Source organism: Marinobacter sp. E2, assembly GCF_055755345.1.
In genome coordinates this window covers 3,090,534-3,110,012 of record NZ_CM146911.1, presented here as the reverse complement: position 1 = coordinate 3,110,012, position 19,479 = coordinate 3,090,534, and the positions used below count along the sequence as shown (strand labels likewise).

Genomic DNA, 19,479 nt, shown 5'->3' with positions numbered 1-19,479 from the left:
ACAGGAAGGAATGACCATGAAACTGTTCAAGAAAACCCTAGCTGCCGCCGCGGTAACGGCGGCCCTGCTGCCGGCCCAGGCGCTCCAGGCCGGTGAAGTGGAAGTGCTGCACTGGTGGACAGCCGGTGGTGAAGCTCGCGCCGCCGCCGCATTGAAGGAGATGATGGAAGAGCAGGGCCACACCTGGAAAGACTTCGCGGTGGCCGGTGGTGGCGGTGAAGCGGCCATGACCGTGCTCAAGACCCGGGCGGTTTCCGGCAACCCGCCGGCGGCCGCGCAGATCAAGGGGCTGGACATCCGCGAATGGGCCAAGCTCGGCTTTCTCACCAGCCTGGATGATGTGGCCGAAGCCAATAACTGGAACCAGCTGATTCCACCGGTGATTGCCGATGTCATGAAGTACGAGGGCAACTACGTGGCGGTGCCGGTGAACGTGCATCGGGTGAACTGGCTCTGGGCCAATCCGGATGTGCTGGAGAAGGCGGGCGTGAAAGTGCCGACCACCCTCGATGAGTTCCACGCTGCCGCCGAAAAACTCGAAGCCGCAGGTGTGATTCCTCTGGCCCACGGTGGCCAGCCCTGGCAGGACGCCACGGTATTCGAAGCGGTGGCCCTCGCGGTTATGGGTCCCGAGGACTTTGCCCGCGCCTTCGTGGAGCATGACATGGAGGTGATCAACAGCGCGAAGATGGAGGAGGTGTTCTCCGAATTTGCCAAAGTGATGAGCTACGTGGACGACAACGCCGCCGGGCGCGACTGGAATACCTCCACTGGCATGGTGATCCGGGGCGAGGCGGCCATGCAGATCATGGGCGACTGGGCCAAGGGCGAGTTCACCGCTGCGGGCCTGACCCCGGGTGAGGACTACATCTGCGCACCGGCGCCAGGCACCACCGGAGAGTTCACGTTCAACGTGGATTCCTTTGCCATGTTCAGCCTGAGTGACGAGGCCAACACCGAGGCCCAGAAAGACCTGGCCCGCACCATCCTGGAGCCCGAGTTCCAGACGGTGTTCAACAAGGCCAAGGGCTCCATTCCGGTGCGTACCGATATGGATATGTCTGGCTTCGACACCTGCGCGCAGGCGTCCATGGACACCTTCAAGAGCAGTGCCGACACCGGCGGACTGGTACCCAGTTTTGCCCACGGGCTGGCGACCACCAGCTACGTGCAGGGCCAGATCTTCGATGTGGTGACCAACTTCGTGAACTCCGATAACAAGGATCCGGCCAGGGCCACCGACCAGCTGGCGGCAGCCATTCAGGCGGCACTCTGATCCGGTGGGGCTGCCCGGCCAGGGTGGCCCCCGATCCCTTCGGGAGACTCATCATGGAACACACTCAACGTTACCCCGGCCGGGTGGCCCGGGCGCCGTCGCGCCTGCTTGATGCCCTGCAGCGCTGGCTGCCGAAGCTGGTGGTGGCACCCACCTTCGTACTGATCGGGGTTGGCATCTACGGCTACATGCTCTGGACCGGCGTGCTGTCGTTCACCAGCTCCAGCTTTCTGCCGGTGTACGACTTTGTCGGCTTTGAGCAATACGCCAAGCTGATGGCCAACGACCGCTGGCTGACGGCCTCCGCCAACCTGGGGATCTTTGGCGGCCTGTTCATTCTCAGTTGTCTGGTGATTGGCGTGGTACTGGCCATTTTCCTGGACCAGAAAATCCGCCAGGAAGGCGCCATCCGCACCATCTATCTGTACCCCATGGCACTGTCGATGATTGTCACCGGCACCGTCTGGAAGTGGATTCTCAACCCGAGCCTCGGCCTGGAAAAACTCATGCACGACTGGGGCTGGACCTCGTTCAGCTTCGACTGGCTGGTGAACTCCGACATGGCCATCTACACCATTGTGATGGCCGCGGTCTGGCAGGCCTCCGGTTTTGTCATGGCGCTGTTTCTTGCGGGGCTTCGTGGCGTCGATTCCTCCATCATCCGGGCGGCCCGGGTGGATGGTGCCAGTCTGCCGCTGATCTACTGGAAAATCATCCTGCCCTCCCTGCGGCCGGTGTTTTTCAGTGCGGTGATGGTGCTCGCCCACATTGCCATCAAGAGCTTCGACCTGGTAATGGCGATGACCGCCGGTGGTCCGGGCTACTCCACCGATCTACCCGCGGTGTTCATGTATGCCCACACCTTCACGCGGGGCCAGATGGGACTGGGCTCGGCCAGCGCCATGCTGATGCTGGGGGCGATTCTGGCGCTTCTGGTGCCTTACCTGTATTCCGAACTGAGGGAGAAGCGCCATGACTGATGTGGTTCGTACCGGCTTTCGTCCCAGTCGCGTAGCCATTTACGGCGTTCTGCTGCTGGCTGCGCTGGTGTACCTGATTCCGCTGTTCATCATGCTGGTGACCAGCTTCAAAACCCCGATGGACATCCGTACCGGCAACCTGATGGCCCTGCCCACGGACTGGACCACCATCGGCTGGACCAAGGCCTGGTCCGAGGCCTGCACCGGCGTTCAGTGCGAGGGCATCCGCGGCTATTTCTGGAACTCCTTCAAGATGACCGTGCCGGCCGTGTTGATCTCCACCTTGCTGGGGGCCTTCAACGGTTACGTGCTGTCGAAGTGGAAGTTCAAGGGCTCCGACCTGTTTTTCGGCATGCTGCTGTTCGGCTGCTTCGTGCCCTTCCAGGTGGTGTTGCTGCCCATGGCCGCCACACTGGGCAAGCTCGGGCTCGCCAACACCACCACCGGCCTGGTGCTGGTGCATGTGATCTACGGGGTGGCCTTTACCACGTTGTTCTTCAGAAACTACTACGTGGCCATTCCCGATGCGCTGATCAAGGCGGCGAGGCTGGATGGCGCCGGTTTCTTCACTATCTTCTTCCGCATCCTGCTGCCCATGTCCACGCCCATTTTCATGGTGTCCCTGATCTGGCAGTTCACCCAGATCTGGAACGACTTCCTGTTTGGCGTGGTGTTCGCCAGCGGCGACAGCCAGCCCATCACCGTGGCCCTGAACAACCTGGTGAATACCAGCACCGGGGTGAAGGAATACAACGTTGACATGGCGGCGGCCATGATTGCCGCCCTGCCCACGCTGGTGGTCTACATCGTCGCCGGCAAATATTTTATCCGGGGCCTCACCGCCGGCTCCGTGAAAGGTTGATCAGAGAGGATAACAACAATGTCTCAACTGGAGCTTCGGAGCATCCGCAAAACCTACCCGGGCGTTGCCGAGGAGACCCTCAAGGGCATCGACATCGACATCGCCTCCGGGGAATTCCTGATCCTGGTGGGCCCATCCGGCTGTGGCAAGTCCACCCTGATGAACACCATCGCCGGCCTGGAAACCATTACCGACGGATCTATTGTGCTGGAGGGCAAGGACATCTCCACCATGGAGCCGAAGGACCGTGACATCGCCATGGTGTTCCAGTCCTACGCCCTGTACCCCACCATGAGCGTGCGCGAGAACATCGCCTTCGGTCTCAAGATCCGTGGGCTTCCCAAGCACGAGATTGACCAGGAAGTGGAGCGGGTGGCGGATCTGTTGCAGATCTCCCAGCTGCTCAACAAAAAGCCGGCGAACCTGTCCGGCGGTCAGCAGCAGCGGGTGGCCATGGGCCGGGCCCTGGCTCGCCGGCCGCGCATCTACCTGTTTGATGAACCGCTGTCGAACCTCGACGCCAAGCTTCGGGTGGAAATGCGCACGGAGATCAAGAAGCTGCACCAGCGCCTTAAAACCACCATCGTGTACGTGACCCACGACCAGATCGAGGCCATGACCCTGGCCGACCGGATTGCCGTACTCAAGGACGGCGAGCTGCAGCAGCTGGGCACGCCGAAAGAGGTCTACAACACCCCGGCCAACCTCTTTGTGGCCGGCTTCATGGGGTCACCGGCCATGAGTTTTGTGCCAGTGACCGTAGCCCGGGGCGAACAGGGGTTGTACGCGGAAGTGCGCGGCAACAACGGCAACACACTGAGGTTGCCGGTACCGGATTACCTGGCCGACCGGGTGGGAGGCCAGGTGATTCTGGGCATTCGCCCGGAACACATCACCCAGCCCCAGGATCAGAAGAACGATCAGAGCCTGGTCACCAAGGGGGAGTTCACCATCGAGGTGACCGAACCCACCGGCCCGGACGTGATCGCGCTGATCCAGCTCAACGACACCAACGTGCACTGCCGGATTGACCCCGAGCATCCGGTTACGTGGGGCGAAACCGCCGAGCTGATGTTCGACATGAAGAAAGTGGTGTTCTTCGATCCGGAGACGGAAAAGCGGATCGCCCCTCACTGACACCATCGGCGCCATCCCAGGGCGTCAGAGCTGCTCCAGGTTCGCCAGCAGGTGCTCGGCGCGCCGGAGCAGCGCCTCTCGCTTGTCCGGCTTCTGCTTGTCCCAGTTCCGGTACATCATCCCCATGCGGGGATTGTTCGCGAAGTCGTCCCGGTGCCGGTCGATGAAGTGCCAGTACAGGGCATTGAACGGACAGGCGTCGTCCTCGGTGGCCTTGTTCACCTTGTAATGACAGTTGGCGCAGTGGTCGGACATGCGCTGGATGTACTTGCCGCTGGCGGCGTAGGGTTTCGAACCCAGGTAGCCGCCATCGGCGTGCATCACCATGCCCAGAACGTTGGGCAGCTCCACCCAGTCGTAGGCATCGGCGTAGACCGCCAGGTACCAGTCGCAGATCTCCTCGGGTTTGATGCCCGCCAGCAGGGCAAAGTTGCCGGTGACCATCAGCCGCTGGATGTGATGCGCATAGGCGTTGCGGCGGGTGGCATCGATGGCCTTGTGCATGCAGCGCATCTTCGTCTCGCCGGTCCAGTAGAACCAGGGCAGGGCGCGATTGTTGCCGAGCCGGTTTTCCTGCGCATAGTGCGGCATGTTCATCCAGTAAATCCCCCGCACGAATTCGCGCCAGCCCAGGATCTGACGGATAAACCCCTCCACCGCATTGATCGGCGCCCGCCCCGAATACCAGGCCTGCGCCGCCGCCTCGCACACCGCGAGCGGATCCAGAAGGCCGCAGTTGATGTAGGGCGACAGAATCGAGTGGAACAGCCAGTCTTCGGAATCGGAAATCGCATCCTGGTAATCGCCAAAGCAGGGCAGGGCAAAGTCGATGAAATGTTCCAGCGCCGCCTCGGCATCCCCGGGCGTTACGGCAAAGTGAAAGTCCTCGGTGGTACCGAAGTGATCGGCAAAATGCTCGTCCACCAGGGCAATCACCTCGCCGGTGATGGCGTCCGGCTCCACCCGGAAGGGCGCCGGTGCCGGCGGCTTGCCGGTCCACTTCTTGCGGTTGTCGGCATCAAAATTCCACTGCCCGCCCTCCGGCCCGCCGGCGCCCGTCATCAGTAGGCCCGTCTTGCGCCGCATCTCCCGGTAGAAGAACTCCATCCGCAGTTGCTTGCGCCCCTCGGCCCAGTCGGTAAATTCCTGTTTTGTGGCAATAAACCGTGAATCTGGCCGAATCTCCACCGGCACCCCAAGCCGCTCATGCCAGCCACTGATCTGCTCATGCAGCCGCCATTCACCGCACTCGGTGGTAATGACCTTCTCCACGTTTGTTCGCTTCAACTGCTCGCCAACCACCGCCTCCAGACTCTGGTGTTCGTTTTCCGGATGATAGGCCTGGTAATGCACCTGCCAGCCATCGCTCTCCAGTTGCCGGGCAAAGTGACGCATGGCACTGAACAGCAGCACGATCTTTTTCTTGTGGTGATTGGTGTAGCTGGCCTCATCTTGAACTTCGGCCATCACCACCAGATCCCGATCCCTGTCGGCGCTATCGAGGGCACTGATGTTTCTCGTTAATTGGTCTCCGAGAATCAGGATCACGTTCGGCATAGTGGACGCTTCACTCCAATTTTCTGATGGCAGGCCAGCGATGATGTGAGGTATGCAGAGGGGGTGCCCTGACAGAATCGTGCGGAGCCATGGATGGCGGAGCCGAGCGTACAGGGACGTATCTACAGCGTATTCTGGCAGGGCACCCCCTCTGCATACCGGGCGCCAGTCACCAGAGCTCCTCATTAAGAGGTACAGGAAGTACGCCAACAGCCCAAGGGCGGTTCATAAACCCCGCTGGTAAACTGAAACCATCACTCAGCTGACCCGCATCAAAACGGCACCGCACCCGTTGCTGCACAATGCGGACCAATCCCCAAGACCGCCGATAGACGCCAGAGCACCGACCATGACCGCCACCGCCGCACCCCAGCCCCGAACAGCCACACTGCCTGAATTCCAGTGGGACGACGCCCTGATCCGCCGCTACGACCTCAGTGGCCCCAGGTATACCTCCTATCCCACCGCAGTCGAGTTCAACCAGAACTACCCGGTGGAAGAAATGGTCAAGGCCGCCGCCCGCAGCAAGGCCAGCGGCCGGCCCCTGTCGCTTTATACTCACCTGCCGTTCTGCGCGCACCTGTGCTACTACTGCGCCTGCAACAAGGTGATCACCAAAAAGCGCGACAAGGCCATGCCTTACGTGGAGCGGGTGCTGAAAGAAGCGGCGCTTCAGTCAAAGTTGTTCGGCGCCGACCGGCCGGTCACCCAGCTGCACTGGGGCGGTGGCACGCCCACCTTCCTGCCCAGGGATGTTATGCAGCACCTGATGGAAGGCTACGGAGAGCTGTTCAACCTGCAAAGCGGGGCAGAGCGAGACTACAGCGTGGAGATTGATCCGCGCGAGGTGGATCAGGACACCCTGCCAACCCTCTGGGAACTGGGCTTTAACCGCATCAGCCTGGGCGTTCAGGACGTCAACCCGCAGGTACAAAAGGCGGTGAACCGCATCCAGCCCCGGGCCATGACCGAGGCGGTACTCAACGAGGCGCGCCGTATCGGTTTCCGGTCGATCAACCTCGATCTCATCTACGGCCTGCCGTACCAGACCCCGGAAAGCTTCGCGGAGACTCTGGAGGCGGTGATCGAGATGTCGCCGGACCGGCTTTCCGTGTTCAGCTACGCCCATCTGCCAGACCGCTTCTACCCGCAAACCCGCATTCAGGCCGACACCCTGCCCAGCCCGCAGCAGAAGCTGACGATCCTGCACAACACCATCAACCGGTTGCTGGAAGCCGGCTACGAGTACATCGGCATGGACCACTTCGCCAAGCCTGACGACAGCCTGGCCGTGGCCCAGCGGGAAGGTCGACTGCACAGGAACTTCCAGGGTTATACCACCCACTCCGAGTGTGACCTGGTGTCCCTGGGCGTGTCCGCGATAGGGCAGACCGACGACGCCTACTTCCAGAACAACCACGACCTTCCCTCCTGGGAAACGGCCATTGATGCCGGCCAACTGGCCATCACCAAGGGTGTGAACCTCACGCGCGATGACCGCATCCGCCGCTGGGTGATCGGCCAGCTGATCTGCCAGTTCCGGCTGGATCGCCAGCGGTTCTCTGCGGTGTGGCAGGAAGATCTGGACCGATACTTCGCCGATGAGCTCGGGCGCCTCAAGCCCATGGTTCAGGATGAATTGATCGCTGATGATGGCCAGGCACTCCAGGTTCAGCCTGCCGGCCGGTTGCTGATCCGGGCCATCTGCCAGATCTTCGACCTGTATCGTAAGGAAGGTGCCAGCCAGAGGTTCTCCCGGATTATCTGATCTGGGGGGAAACGCCCAAGGGCCGTATGACTCTGGTCATCCGGCCCTTTTTGGTATCGGGCGCAAGAAAAAGGGCCGCCCGCTTCCGGACAGCCCTTTTGCCTGCAGCAGGTATCAGCCGTAGGCGGGCACCTTGAACTCGTTGGCCAGATCCTGAAGCACTCGGGCCAGCCGGGCCTGCTCTCCAGTCACCTGGGTGATTTCCTGGGAACCGGTCAGGGTCAGGATTGCCGCTTCGCTTACCGACTCCATGCTGCCGGCCAGTTCCCGGGTTACCGCCACCTGCTCTTCCGAGGCGGTCGCAATCTGGCTGGCCATGTCGGAAATGCTGTTCACATCGGTGAGGATGTCCGCAAAGGTCTGTTCCAACTCGGAGGCTTGCTCGCTGGTGGCGTTCGCCAGCTTGTGGCTCTCCAGGATGGAGCGACTGGCGTTTTCGGTAATGTCCTTGAACCCGTTGATGATGTCTTCGATCTGCGTCGTGGACTGGTGAGTCTGCTGGGCCAGGGTGCGCACTTCGTCGGCCACCACTGCAAAGCCGCGACCATGCTCGCCGGCACGGGCAGCTTCAATGGCAGCGTTCAGGGCCAGCAGGTTGGTCTGGTCGGCCACCTTGCGGATCACATCCACCACATCGCTGATGGTGGCGCTCCGGCTTTCCAGCTCTTCGATCACCTCGTTCACCTTCTGAACGGAACGCGCCAGTGAACGGATGCTCTGTACGCTGCCGTGCAGGACCTGTTCACCACTCCGGCTCTTGTCCATGGCGCTGCGAGCAGCGTCAGCCACCTGCTGGGTGTTGCGGGAAATTTCCTCGGAGGTGGCGGACATTTCCTCGGTGGCCGCGGCCACCTGTTCAATCTGTTGCTGCTGGTTCTTCACCTGGCTGGAATTCTGTCCGGCGGTGGAGCTGGTCTGTTCGGTCGCGGCCGCCAGCTGGACGCTGGACTTGTCGATCTGCAGCAGGGCATTGCCGAAACGCCCGAACAGCTCGTTGATGGCCTTGCCGATGGTGCCCACCTCGTCGCGACTGGCAACGTGGATATTGCGGGTCAGGTCTTTGTTGTCCATGGCGAAGCGCACGCCATCAAGCAGCCGACCGACCTGAAGATTGATGGCCCGGATGATAATCAGAACGAGGGTCAGCACGCCCAGGATCGCGGCGCCCGCTATCGCAGAGGCGGTGATCAGATCCTGGCGGGCGTCGGCCACGGCGATGTCGGCCAATTGCTTTATTTCGGTCAGCAAGTCCTGGCGCAGGGTATTGAGAGCGCGGATGCGGTCGGTAGCGGTAGCGAACCAGTCGGAAGCATCCAGGGCGTACATGCCGGAGGGGCTGCTGAACAAAGTGCCCCGCTGCTCATCGAGGGCACGGCTTTCGGCGGAGCCGGGCATGGCCGTCAGTGCGATCCTGTGACTGTCGTTCGAGGCCAGCATCGCCAGGGCGTTGTCCAGGTAGGCCTGTTGCTGTCCGGCCAGGCCGGCAATTCGCTGGAGCGTGGGCAGATCAAACTCGCCACTGCGAATCAGCGCGGCGCCAGCTGCGCGCTCACGGCCTGCCCTTTCCGCGAGTTCCGCCATGGCCCGGTAGGCGTTGATCTGCCGGGTCAGGTCGGCATCGCTGGTGCGGCGAACAATCAGGCCAATGCGGTCAGTCAGCGATGTGATCGTGCCGGTGTAATAAGACGCAGCCTCGAACGCGGTGATTGCCCGACCGTCGATGGAACGTCGGATCTGGGCAAGGCTCGCCAGGCTCCGTTCGACGGACTGGATGCTTTCAGCAACCGTGGCATCGAATTCGGATCTCGCCGTGAGTGCCTGGATGCTCTGGCGATAGACGCTGATCCGGCTGTCGGTTTCCTGGCGCTGGCTGGCCAGATCGCGCCCTGCCAGCAGTGCGCCTTCGCTGTCCGGCCTTGCGGCCAGCAGGACAGCAGAGCGGCCCCGTTCTTTCTGCAGCGATTCTGTGAGCGGGTCACCAATTTCGGCCAGTTCCACGGCGGCACGCAGCTGCTGCATGTTCTCACGCTCGCTGTAGTTCAGTGCGATGCTGTCCAGGGCGAAATACAGGATTACCAGCAATGCCGGCACCACCAGGGTCATCAGTTTGCCCCGCATGGAGAGGTTGTTGATCAGTTTCATCGTGTTGCCTTTCTCGGATTGGAAATTGGGGCAATTATCCCGACTCAACCTGCCCCCGGACCATCGTCGTGAGTGGGTACTTGATGGGGTAGGTGTCTCTCGGTGAGACTGGGTAAGTGTTTGTTATCTGATTGATATTTATAAAGAAAACAGAAGGTCGAAAATTGCCGGGAGGGTATCTCCATCGGGGTAGGCGGTGTCGTCCCGTAGCCGTGCTGACAATCATCAAGGCGATACGATGCTGCCGTGGGTAGGGTGCGCCCAGACCCAGCAGCGGAGACAATCATGGAACTTGTGTGCCCGGCCGGCAGCCTGCCGGCACTGAAAACCGCGGTGGATAATGGTGCCAACGCGGTGTATTTCGGTTTCAGGGACAGCACCAACGCCCGCCAGTTTGCCGGCCTGAACTTCAATGAACAGCGAGCGGCCGAGGGTATCGAGTATGCCCGGCTGCGGGGCGTCAGGGTGTTCTGTGCGATCAACACCTACCCCCAGCCAGACGGCTGGGCGCATTGGAAGGGTGCGGTGGACCGCGCCGCCGGCCTCGGGGTGGACGCCATCATCCTGGCGGATATGGGACTGCTCGACTACGCCGCCAACCGCTACCCCCACATCCCCCGTCACCTGTCGGTACAGGGCTCCGCCACCAGCCACGAGGCGCTTTCCTTCTACAAGGACAATTTCGATATTCGCCGGGCGGTTCTGCCGCGGGTATTGTCGCTGGACCAGGTTCGCGGAGTTGCCGCGCGCAGTCCCGTCGAGCTGGAAGTCTTTGCCTTCGGCAGCCTGTGCATCATGGCGGAAGGGCGCTGTTATCTGTCCTCCTATCTTACCGACGAGTCCCCCAATACCCGTGGCGCCTGCTCGCCGGCCAAGGCGGTGCGCTGGCAGGAAACCCCGCAGGGTCTGGAATCCCGGCTGAACGACGTCCTCATAGACCGCTACGGTCCCGGTGAGTCGGCGGGCTACCCGACTCTCTGCAAGGGCCGTTTTGAAGTGGAGGGCAGTGTTTATCACGCCATTGAGGAGCCGGTGAGCCTGAACACCCTGGACCTGTTGCCGGAGCTTGCGGCCCTGGGCATTCGCGCAGTGAAGATTGAGGGCCGGCAACGCAGCCCTGCCTACATTGCTGAGGTGGCACGTACCTGGCGCCATGCCCTGGACAACCTGGCCGCGGGTGCCGATCACTTTACGGTGGAGCCTCAGTGGCAGAAATCCCTGGCGGGCTTGTCCGAGGGCGGTCTGACCACCCTCGGTGCCTACCACCGAAAATGGAAATAGGGGGTATTGTCTGATGTTGAACCTGTCCCTGGGGCCGATCCTGTGGTTCTGGTCCCGACAGACGGTTTTCGAGTTCTACGCCCGTGCCGCCGAATGGCCGGTGGATACCGTGTACCTGGGCGAGGTGGTGTGCTCCCGGCGCCGGGAGCTGAAACCCGATGACTGGCTGGGCCTGGCCCGGGATCTCAAGGCCTGCGGAAAGAACGTTGTGCTCTCCACGCTCACACTGATTGAATCCGATGCCGACCTGCGCCGGCTTCGCCGGTTCTGCGAGCAGGGCGAGTTCATGGTGGAAGCCAACGACCAGAGCGCTGTGCAGGTGGCCATCCGCAACGGCTTGCCGTTTGTCACCGGTCCGTCCATGAATATCTACAACGTTGCCACCCTGAAGCTACTGGCCAGGCAGGGTCTGCAGGGCTGGAGCCTGCCAGTGGAGCTGGGCCGGGAAACCTTGGGCCACCTTCTGCAGGGACTTGAGCGCGAGGGCCTCGCCCTGCCGGCGGAAGTGTTTGCGTGGGGCTTCCTGCCCCTGGCCTGGTCGTCCCGTTGCTTTACAGCCCGACACTACAACCTGCCCAAGGACAACTGCCAGTTCCGCTGCATCGAGCACCCGGACGGCCTGGAGCTGCGTTCCCGGGAGTCGCAGGAACTGTTCCGGATCAACGGCATTTCCACGCTGTCTGGCGCGCGCTACGACCTGATGCGGCAACTGCCACTGATGGCGGACATGGGCGTCTCAACGGTGCGGCTCAGCCCCGAGCACCAGGGTATGGAAGAGGTGGTTCACCGATTTGATCAGGTGCGCCGCGGGGAGATGCCAACCGTCGATCCGCTGCAACTGGTGGAGGCACCGCCCTGCAATGGCTACTGGTACGGTCAGCCTGGTATGGCACAGGTGATGGAGTAGTGGCACCCCGAGGTTGAAAAAATGCAGGGTGCCCGCAACACTTCCGTTACCAACGTTTCACCACAGAAGGGGTGCTTATTCTCGAGTTGCTGATCTGGGTGGCGGTTGCTGCGGTTGGTACCGCTGTCGTCTGGAAGGGAAGTGGTCTCCTTGAGGCCGCCAGTGAACGTCTGGCCCTGTATTACCGTTTGCCGGAGATCGTGCAGGGCGCCATTGTGGTGGCCATCGGTTCAAGCTTTCCCGAGCTGGCAACGGTGGTCGTCTCCACTCTTGTTCATGGTGAATTCGAACTGGGCGTCGCAGCCATTGTCGGTTCCGCACTGTTCAACATCATGGTCATCCCCGCCCTGAGTGGCCTGGTTGCCCGGGAACAGTTGGCAACCAACCGCGACCTTGTCTATAAGGAAGCGCAGTTCTACATGATTGCGGTGGCCACCCTGCTGCTGACGTTTTCCTTCGCCGTTATCTACAACCCCGTTGAATCAACCGGGGGCCAGTTACAGGGTGAGCTCACCCGCGGGCTGGCATTCCTGCCCCTGGTGCTCTATGTGGTCTACGTGTTTGTCCAGTACCAGGACACCATGGACTATCAGTCCAACGAGGATGTCTCCCACATTCAGCCGGCCAGGGAGTGGGGTAAACTGGCGGTGGGACTGGTGCTGATTCTCGTCGGTGTTGAAGGGCTGGTTCGCGCGGCGGTCAATTTCGGCGATATTCTCGGTACGCCCAGTTTCCTCTGGGGCATCACCGTGGTGGCTGCCGGTACCTCAATCCCGGACGCCTTCGTTTCGGTGCGAGCCGCTCGCAAGGGAAAGGGCATTACAAGCACGGCCAACGTCCTTGGCAGTAACATCTTCGACCTGCTCTGCTGTATTCCGATAGGCGTGTTGATCGCCGGCACCGCAGTGATCAACTATTCCGTGGCCGCGCCCATGATGGCGGTGCTGACCCTGGCCACGCTGATCCTGTTCCTGATGATGCGCACGCACATGATCGTGAGCCGAACCGAATCCTGGAGTCTGCTTTTGCTCTACGGCGGCTTTGTGGCGTGGATTGCCCTTGAATCGTTCAATGTAGTCAATCTGCTGGTGAATTTCCCACCCGGTTCGTGAGAATCCGGGTCCACGGCAAGGAGGTGACAGGACCATGGACATCCGACTGAAACGCGCCTACGAAGCACCCGCCCGCTCCGATGGACCTCGGGTGCTGGTAGACCGCATCTGGCCCCGGGGTGTGTCAAAAGACGATGCCGACATCGACCACTGGCTGAAGGGGCTTGCACCGTCCACCGAGCTGCGCAAATGGTTCGGACATGATCCGCAGAAATGGCCGGAGTTCTGTGACCGCTACCTGAAAGAGCTCAAATCCGATGAGGCCGCCGAGGATCTTGCGACACTCGCCCGGATCCTCGATGAGCACAAGCGCATAACGCTGGTGTTTGCCGCCAAAGATACCGAGCACAATAACGCCGTGGCGCTTCGGGATTATCTTCTGAAGAACCAGATCTGAGTCCTCAGTTCCTTGACAGTTCATTGCACATCGCCCTCGACTCCTATAAGATTTATTTAAAATAAATCTTTATTCTTACCAAGTGGTTTTTTCACTTTCTCGATGCATCGGGAGGCCGTAATGACCTGTAACAAGCCTGCGCATATAAAAGATGAGCTCTGGGCACAGCACCTGAGATGGCTGGATCTTGTTGGTCAGGAGAGCCGGGCCAACCGCCTCAAGCGGGAACAAGACAAGATTAAGCGCACGCGTTCGTCGTCACAGCCCACTGATGTGTGCGGTGGGAGCTAGAGGATAAGGATTTTCGCCTTGTTCGTGCCCGGCCAACGGCCTTTCGCCTACCTTTACTTTTTTCCGGTGGCAGCAGCCTTTTCCGCCATTGCTTTACCTTGGTCTGTTTCTGCTCATTTCGGTCTGGTGATTGCGCCACCGGGCCTGGCAGGCTCGTTAGGGCACGCCCACGAAATGCTGTATGGGTTCGCCATGGCGGTTGTTGCGGGCTATATGCTGGGCCCGCAGCCCAGGCGCTGGATCGGCCTGATGCTGGCTCTCTGGCTGGTGGGCCGAGTGGCGTTTCTGGGCTGGCCGGGGAGCCTGTTTGCGGGTATTGCAAACATTGGTTTTCTGGTGGCTCTGGCCTGGCGGGTGGTACCCCGTTTTTCCCGTTCCGCCAAGAAATGGCGGAACAAGGCGGTAGCGCCGCTGATTCTCGGCCTCTGTATCGCCGGCTCCCTGTTCCAGGCGCTGTATATGGCAGGCAAATCCGGTCCTCTTTACGGGCTGCTGCTGGAAGCCATACTCCTTCTGAGCACTCTGATGTTTTTTATGGGTGGGCGCATGCTGGCACCGGGGGTGGCTGGTCATCTGAACAAGCAGGGCCGGGAACTGGAGGCCCGTGTACAGCCCGGGCTTGAGGGGGCCGTCCTGGTTTTGATGGGGGGTGCGGTGGTTCTCAACCTGTTGCCATGGGAAGCGTTAAGGCCCCTGGTTGGCATCCTGTTGGTGCTGGCAGCAGTGGCAACCCTAGTGCGCCTTCTGCGTTGGCCAGCCAGGTACTGCCTAGATCGGCCCGACCTGATTGCGTTAATGGCCGGATACCTCTGGCTGGTGGTCGGGTGGCTGTCGATTGCAGCCGCTTTGTTGATGGCGCTGCTTCCCCTGGGCACGGCATTGCACGGCCTTACCATTGGGGCTCTGGGCACGCTCACCCTTACGGTCATGGCCCGTACGCACACACAGCGCAGCCGCAAGACATTACGTATGCCGTTTGTTCTCTACCTCGCGGTTGCCATGATCAGCCTTGCCGCTTTCACAAGGCTCTTGGCAGGCAGTCTTCAGATGGGTATGGGGCCTTACCTGGTAGCCGCTGCCTGCTGGAGCCTGGCGTTCCTGCTCCTGCTGGGATTTCTCCTGCGCCTGGAACCTTCGCCAGCCCGCTCAAGGTCGCGCGGGCGGCCAGCCTGAGTCGTATCAAGTCCTGAAAACCTGCCACTCCAGGCTATCCAGCAGGTTTTTCAATGCCAATCCGAGCTCGGTATCGCCCTCAATGATCAGGCGGCGCTGGAAGAACAGCTGATCGGGGTCCTGTCGTCGCTCTGCCAGGGTTTTAAAGGCGGCCAGTGAACCGCGGATGGTGGCCTCCCCGGGGCCATCAACCACACGCAGGCGACCGGCCCAGAAGCCAAGGGTGATGCCCGGTTGTCCGCTGTCAACCTCCAGTCGGATGCGCCGGCCCGCGAACTCATCGAATTCTCCGTCTCTGATTGCCCGGGCGAACAGGCGATTCAGTGGTGCCTCTGCCACAAGTTGTTTGACCGGCATCGGAATTCGTTGATCGATAGCAGCAATCAGTGGCGCGGGGGAGGGTAGGTACTCCCGGATAACGGTAAGTGTCTGGCTTGTCAGAGGGGATTCAATGGAGCCAACCAGGGGCAGGGATAAGGCCATGCTTTACTCCGTGCGGTTAAAAACCTGCACAGGGTAAAGCAAAGCCCGCCGTTGCGATTTGATAAAACTCAGCCTTTGTGGAGGCCCTCCTCCACGGCCCACACGGCCACCTCCACCCGGGAGCGCAGGTTCAGCTTCTTTAGCAGGTGTTTCACGTGTACTTTGACCGTGCCGTCGCTGATGTCCAGCTTGCGACCGATCATCTTGTTCGACAGTCCTTCGGCGATCAGTCGCAGGATGTCTTTTTCCCGTGGGGTCAGACTGTCGTAATCCGGGCGCGAGGTCTGCTGGGGCTTGTTGGAACGCAGGGCCTGGGCCAGCAGCGTGGTCAGCCGGTCGCTGATCACCATTTTGCCAACGGCGGCCTGGTGCAGCTGGGTGATCATGTCCTCGGGTTCCATGTCTTTGAGCAGGTAGCCGTCGGCGCCGGCGCGAAGGGCGGCAACCACGTCGTCTTCCTGATCCGATACGGTGAACATCACAATCCGGGAGCTGATGTTCTGTTCGCGGAGCTTCCGCAGCGCCTCGATACCATCCATCTCTGGCATGTTCAGATCCATCAGGATCAGGTCCGGCTCCAGTTCTGTGGCCAGTCGAATGCCATCGGCGGCATTGCTGGCTTCGCCGGCCACGACCATATCCTCTTCCATGTCGATGAGCTGCTTGATGCCCTGGCGCAGCAGCGGGTGGTCGTCAATCAGCAGTATGGTTGCGGGGGATTCAGACATCGGGCTCTCTCTTGTTGTCAGGCGCTGGACGATTCCAGTGCAATAAGATTTCGGGTTTTGGGTACAAAGGACAGCACCACTTCAACGCCACCTTCCTCGCGGTTGCGCACCTTCACCTGGCCGCCCAGGGTTCGGGCGCGATCCTGCATGATGATCAGGCCGTAGTGGTTCATGGGCTGATCACCCCCGGGCAGGCCCTTGCCATTGTCCCGGATGCTGACCCGCACCTGGGGCGACTCGAACAGCACGTCCACGCAGATGTTGCTGGCGTCCGCGTGTTTCACCGCATTGGCCAGCCCTTCCCGGACGATCTGCAGGGTATGGATCTCCTCATTAGGGGAGAGGGTCTGGGGCGGCAGGTTGTAGTTGAGCTCCACCGGTTTACCCAGGCGCTCGGAAAATTCCGCGATGGTTTTCTGCAGGGCGCTGTACAGGTCCGGCGTGTCCAGCTTCAGCCGGAAGGTAGCCAGCAGTTCCCGCAGCTGCCGGTAGGCGCTGTTCAGCCCGGTACTGAGTTCGTCCAGTATGGCTTCATGGGTGGCCTGTTGTTCGCCGTCGATATTCAGGCGTCGCAGTCGGGCCACCTGCATCTTGAGGTAGGACAGCGACTGGGCCAGGGAATCGTGCAGCTCACGGGCGATCACAGTACGCTCCTCGGCCAGGGTCTGCTGCTGCTCCTCGGTGATCTGCCGTTCCAGGAAAATTGCCGTGGCCAGCTGGTCGCTGAGGGTCTCCAGCAGCCGGCGATTGGTTTCGGACAGGCCGGTCTCCACCGGGTACCAGACTTCCAGCGTGCCCAGCAGCTGGCCTGGCGTGCGTATCGGCAGCAGCAGGCGACGACCGTCGTTATCCTCTACCGGGAGTTCGTCATACACCTCCGGGGTTACCAGGCAGGCGTTGCAGTGGTGATCCCGGCAATAGAAGGGCCGTTCGCGGGTGGCGGTGGTAATGGCCTCGATCGGTTCCGCCGACTCCCGGTCATGGAGGTAGAGACGGATGGGGCCGATGCCCAGCAGCTGCTCCAGTTCCTGCAGCATGGGAATGGCGCCATGGCACAGGTCGTGGTTGGCAAACAGCTCGCGGCTTGCGGAGTGCAGCAGTTGCAGCGCCGCGTGACTTCTCTCGAGTTCTTCGGTTTTCAGCCGGGCCCGCTCTTCCAGCTCGTAGTAAGTCAGGGCCAGCTCGCTGGTCATCTGGTCGAACGCCTGGCCCAGCTGGGCCAGTTCATCGGAGCCGGCCAGGTTGGCCTTGTGGGAAAAGTCCTGTTCGCCCACGGCGGTGGCAATGCCCACCAGCTTGCGCAGTGGCCGGAGAATCCGGTTCCTCAGGTCGATAAACAGGGCCACGATGATCAGTATGGAAAACACCAGGCTGATAATCTGGATCAGGTGCAGAAGATCGATTCGGGCTTCGGTGCGTTGTTCCAGCATGCCCACCAGCCGGTCGACATCTTCCACGTAGGCCCGGGTGGCGGCCAGCATCTCCCCGCGTATGGGGGCTCCCTGATCGTGTCCTTCCAGGGCCGGCCGTAGACCGGTGTTCCAGGCGTTCAGAATGGTCTGGTACTGGAGCGCGAGGGGATGATCCCTGCCCTGGGGAACCGCTGCCTGGATGGCCGGCGCGGTGAGCCGCTCCTGGTACTGGTCCAGCATGGTGGCAATGCCATCCTGCCCGGGCTGCTCCGCTGACGGTGTTGCGGTTCTGGACAGGAGCTGGAAAGCCCCCATTCGTAAGGCGCCTGCCAGGTTGATGGCGGTGGCGTTACCTTCAATACTTTTCGACACCGCAAGCGTGGTCGCCATGCTGACAAGTGCGGTCAACACAACGGCGCCAACGACAATGGCAATTCGGTGGACAAGCGGGCTTCTGGGTGTCATTCGATCTCGTACGCGTCAATGCCTGTAGGCGGCGGATTGATTATGCCCCGCCGGCGACTTCCCTGATACCTCCTTGAGGATAGTCAATTACCCCGATGGTTGGTAACCCATCATAAACTTTGACCCCTTCCGGATCAAAAGATGAAACTGAAAAGAAGCTTTTGAATGAGCAGGGGTCATGATATCCGAACGGGAGCGCGTGGATGAACGTCTGGCATCACTGGCCGTGGTGCTGCCACTGGCGTTGGCCGGCTTTGTGGTTGCCGCCGGATGCTGGACGCTGTTTGCAGTGGCCGGCGTGCATTTGCGCCTGGAACTGGGGCTGAGTGACCTCCAGTTCGGTTTGCTGTTGGCCATGCCCATGGCCGTGAGCGCTGCACTCGCCATTCCGTCGGGGCTGGCCGCCCAGAAGTTCGGGGCCCGCCGGGTGATGCTGGGTTGCTTAGGCGGGCTTGCCGCCTGCATGCTGATCCTGCTTACCACCGACACTTTTTCCGGGTACCTGCTGGCCGCCGGTGGGTTGGGGCTGGCCGGGGGCTTTTACAGCGCCGGGCTCCAGTTCGTGACCGGTCATTGTGAATCGCAGCGGCTCGGGCTGGTGCTCGGAGTGTTCGGTGCCGGTGTGACCGGCGCCGGCTTCAATTACTATCTGGTGCCTCTGTTCCACGAGGCCTTTTCCTGGCACGGGGTGCCGCTCGCCTATCTGATCGTACTGGTGCTGATCATTGCCCTGCTGTTGCTGCTCACGGAACCGGAAGATGCCGAGGCGGACCCGCTCGCCGAAACCTCGGTGCGGGTGTTGTTGCAGCGCATGCGACGAAAACGCGCCGGGCAACTGTGCGCCTATTTTGGCGTGGTGGCTGGCAGCTTCTTCGCCCTGGCTCTGTGGTTGCCTGACTATCTCTCGGCACAGTTCGGGCTGTCGGTGGATGCCGGGGCCCGGTTGGCCCAGTGGTTTGTTGTTCCCGGTGCCCTGGCCCAGATGGCCGGGGGGTATCTGGCAGACCGGTTCGGCAGTGCCCGGGTGGTCAGCCGCGCGCTGCTGGTCTGCCTGGTCTCGCTGTTCGTGCTGTCCTACCCGCCCATGACCCTGTTCATCCAGGGGGTGGACCAGACAATCCAGGTGGAATTCGCCTTGCCTCTGCCGCTGGAGGGCCTGTTTGTGGTGCTCCTTGGGCTGGCGCTGGGTTGCACCATGGGTAGCCTGCAACGGCTGGTGATCATCGAGAACCGCCCGGTGGCAGCGTTCGTTGCCGGTCTGCTGCTGGTGAGCGCCTTCTCCGTGGCGTTCGTGCTGCCCGTGATCTTCAGCGGCGTGAACTACTGGCTGGGTATCCGCAGTGCCGTGTTCATGATCCTGTTCTTCCTGCTGGTCAGCTGCCTGTTCCTGTTCGCACGGGAAAGCCGGCGGCATGAACGCCAGAGCCTACTCCACCCGGGTGTATAGGTGTTCTACCACCAGGGTGGTAGAGGTGGGTTATGAGGTAGTAACCACGCAGATTTTACGG

16 protein-coding genes are annotated in these 19,479 nt (G+C 61.2%); 11 read left to right on the top strand and 5 right to left on the bottom strand.

The features are described from left to right. Window positions 1–16: 16 nt before the first annotated feature. Genes AC0J1C_RS14200 through AC0J1C_RS14185 form a run of 4 tightly spaced genes read left to right on the top strand, consistent with a single transcriptional unit; the run spans window position 17 to window position 4,255 of the window. Window positions 17–1,276 carry an ABC transporter substrate-binding protein gene (locus tag AC0J1C_RS14200; protein ID WP_473044431.1) on the top strand — a complete coding sequence of 420 codons (1,260 nt, stop codon included), beginning with the start codon at window positions 17–19 and terminating at the stop codon, window positions 1,274–1,276. 53 nt (window positions 1,277–1,329) lie between these two features. Beyond that, window positions 1,330–2,256, top strand: a complete 927-nt coding sequence (locus AC0J1C_RS14195; RefSeq protein ID WP_473044430.1) for a carbohydrate ABC transporter permease — start codon at window positions 1,330–1,332, stop codon at window positions 2,254–2,256. Next, window positions 2,249–3,118: a carbohydrate ABC transporter permease gene (locus tag AC0J1C_RS14190; RefSeq protein WP_375193365.1), complete on the top strand. Its 870-nt coding sequence runs from the start codon at window positions 2,249–2,251 to the stop codon at window positions 3,116–3,118. Before AC0J1C_RS14195 ends, AC0J1C_RS14190 begins: the two co-directional genes overlap by 8 nt. Before the next feature lie 18 nt (window positions 3,119–3,136). Continuing rightward, window positions 3,137–4,255, top strand: coding sequence for an ABC transporter ATP-binding protein (locus tag AC0J1C_RS14185; RefSeq protein ID WP_473044429.1), 1,119 nt, complete (start codon window positions 3,137–3,139; stop codon window positions 4,253–4,255). A 24-nt stretch (window positions 4,256–4,279) separates the two neighbouring features. Here AC0J1C_RS14185 and AC0J1C_RS14180 read toward each other — a convergent pair whose 3' ends face one another. Further along, window positions 4,280–5,812 carry a cryptochrome/photolyase family protein gene (locus AC0J1C_RS14180; RefSeq protein WP_473044428.1) on the bottom strand — a complete coding sequence of 511 codons (1,533 nt, stop codon included), beginning with the start codon at window positions 5,810–5,812 and terminating at the stop codon, window positions 4,280–4,282. Window positions 5,813–6,161: 349 nt separating this feature from the next. Here AC0J1C_RS14180 and hemN point away from each other — a divergent pair, with 349 nt between their 5' ends. Next, window positions 6,162–7,580: an oxygen-independent coproporphyrinogen III oxidase gene (gene hemN, locus AC0J1C_RS14175; RefSeq protein WP_473044427.1), complete on the top strand. Its 1,419-nt coding sequence runs from the start codon at window positions 6,162–6,164 to the stop codon at window positions 7,578–7,580. A gap of 114 nt (window positions 7,581–7,694) precedes the next feature. On the opposite strand, the gene AC0J1C_RS14170 is transcribed toward hemN, so the two are convergent. After that, window positions 7,695–9,722, bottom strand: coding sequence for a methyl-accepting chemotaxis protein (locus tag AC0J1C_RS14170; protein WP_473044426.1), 2,028 nt, complete (start codon window positions 9,720–9,722; stop codon window positions 7,695–7,697). 285 nt (window positions 9,723–10,007) lie between these two features. Between AC0J1C_RS14170 and ubiU the strand changes: the two genes are divergently transcribed. The 5 genes from ubiU (at window position 10,008) to AC0J1C_RS14145 (ending at window position 14,883) form a co-directional block, all read left to right on the top strand. Beyond that, window positions 10,008–11,003, top strand: coding sequence for a ubiquinone anaerobic biosynthesis protein UbiU (gene ubiU, locus AC0J1C_RS14165; RefSeq protein WP_473044425.1), 996 nt, complete (start codon window positions 10,008–10,010; stop codon window positions 11,001–11,003). Window positions 11,004–11,016: 13 nt separating this feature from the next. Next, window positions 11,017–11,910, top strand: coding sequence for a U32 family peptidase (locus tag AC0J1C_RS14160; protein ID WP_473044424.1), 894 nt, complete (start codon window positions 11,017–11,019; stop codon window positions 11,908–11,910). A gap of 71 nt (window positions 11,911–11,981) precedes the next feature. Continuing rightward, window positions 11,982–13,022 (top strand): sodium:calcium antiporter, encoded by a 1,041-nt coding sequence (locus AC0J1C_RS14155; RefSeq protein WP_473044422.1) that lies wholly within the window; start codon window positions 11,982–11,984, stop codon window positions 13,020–13,022. A 34-nt stretch (window positions 13,023–13,056) separates the two neighbouring features. Further along, window positions 13,057–13,419 carry a DUF488 domain-containing protein gene (locus AC0J1C_RS14150; protein ID WP_473044421.1) on the top strand — a complete coding sequence of 121 codons (363 nt, stop codon included), beginning with the start codon at window positions 13,057–13,059 and terminating at the stop codon, window positions 13,417–13,419. Window positions 13,420–13,734: 315 nt separating this feature from the next. Next, window positions 13,735–14,883, top strand: a complete 1,149-nt coding sequence (locus AC0J1C_RS14145; RefSeq protein ID WP_473044420.1) for an NnrS family protein — start codon at window positions 13,735–13,737, stop codon at window positions 14,881–14,883. Between the two features lie 6 nt (window positions 14,884–14,889). On the opposite strand, the gene ubiT is transcribed toward AC0J1C_RS14145, so the two are convergent. The 3 genes from ubiT to AC0J1C_RS14130 form a co-directional block, all read right to left on the bottom strand. After that, on the bottom strand, window positions 14,890–15,366 hold the full coding sequence (gene ubiT, locus AC0J1C_RS14140; RefSeq protein WP_473044419.1) for a ubiquinone anaerobic biosynthesis accessory factor UbiT: 477 nt from the start codon (window positions 15,364–15,366) through the stop codon (window positions 14,890–14,892). 68 nt (window positions 15,367–15,434) lie between these two features. Beyond that, window positions 15,435–16,094 carry a two-component system response regulator NarL gene (gene narL, locus AC0J1C_RS14135; protein WP_375193375.1) on the bottom strand — a complete coding sequence of 220 codons (660 nt, stop codon included), beginning with the start codon at window positions 16,092–16,094 and terminating at the stop codon, window positions 15,435–15,437. A gap of 17 nt (window positions 16,095–16,111) precedes the next feature. Continuing rightward, entirely contained in the window at window positions 16,112–17,971 is a 1,860-nt protein-coding gene (locus AC0J1C_RS14130; protein ID WP_473044418.1) for a histidine kinase, read from the bottom strand. 178 nt (window positions 17,972–18,149) lie between these two features. Here AC0J1C_RS14130 and AC0J1C_RS14125 point away from each other — a divergent pair, with 178 nt between their 5' ends. Beyond that, the gene (locus AC0J1C_RS14125) at window positions 18,150–19,418 is read left to right on the top strand and encodes an MFS transporter (protein ID WP_473044417.1); all 1,269 of its coding nucleotides are present in this window, start codon (window positions 18,150–18,152) and stop codon (window positions 19,416–19,418) included. The last annotated feature ends 61 nt before the right edge of the window (window positions 19,419–19,479 follow it).

Excerpts from the sequence above, each read along its gene's own strand:
- ubiU (WP_473044425.1), top strand. The coding sequence starts at position 10,008 with ATGGAACTTGTGTGCCCGGCCGGCAGCCTGCCGGCACTGAAAACCGCG.
- AC0J1C_RS14160 (WP_473044424.1), top strand. The coding sequence starts at position 11,017 with ATGTTGAACCTGTCCCTGGGGCCGATCCTGTGGTTCTGGTCCCGACAG.
- AC0J1C_RS14190 (WP_375193365.1), top strand. The coding sequence starts at position 2,249 with ATGACTGATGTGGTTCGTACCGGCTTTCGTCCCAGTCGCGTAGCCATT.
- AC0J1C_RS14180 (WP_473044428.1), bottom strand. The coding sequence starts at position 5,812 with ATGCCGAACGTGATCCTGATTCTCGGAGACCAATTAACGAGAAACATC.
- AC0J1C_RS14185 (WP_473044429.1), top strand. The coding sequence starts at position 3,137 with ATGTCTCAACTGGAGCTTCGGAGCATCCGCAAAACCTACCCGGGCGTT.
- narL (WP_375193375.1), bottom strand. The coding sequence starts at position 16,094 with ATGTCTGAATCCCCCGCAACCATACTGCTGATTGACGACCACCCGCTG.
- ubiT (WP_473044419.1), bottom strand. The coding sequence starts at position 15,366 with ATGGCCTTATCCCTGCCCCTGGTTGGCTCCATTGAATCCCCTCTGACA.
- AC0J1C_RS14195 (WP_473044430.1), top strand. The coding sequence starts at position 1,330 with ATGGAACACACTCAACGTTACCCCGGCCGGGTGGCCCGGGCGCCGTCG.
- AC0J1C_RS14125 (WP_473044417.1), top strand. The coding sequence starts at position 18,150 with ATGATATCCGAACGGGAGCGCGTGGATGAACGTCTGGCATCACTGGCC.
- hemN (WP_473044427.1), top strand. The coding sequence starts at position 6,162 with ATGACCGCCACCGCCGCACCCCAGCCCCGAACAGCCACACTGCCTGAA.
- AC0J1C_RS14200 (WP_473044431.1), top strand. The coding sequence starts at position 17 with ATGAAACTGTTCAAGAAAACCCTAGCTGCCGCCGCGGTAACGGCGGCC.
- AC0J1C_RS14170 (WP_473044426.1), bottom strand. The coding sequence starts at position 9,722 with ATGAAACTGATCAACAACCTCTCCATGCGGGGCAAACTGATGACCCTG.
- AC0J1C_RS14150 (WP_473044421.1), top strand. The coding sequence starts at position 13,057 with ATGGACATCCGACTGAAACGCGCCTACGAAGCACCCGCCCGCTCCGAT.
- AC0J1C_RS14130 (WP_473044418.1), bottom strand. The coding sequence starts at position 17,971 with ATGACACCCAGAAGCCCGCTTGTCCACCGAATTGCCATTGTCGTTGGC.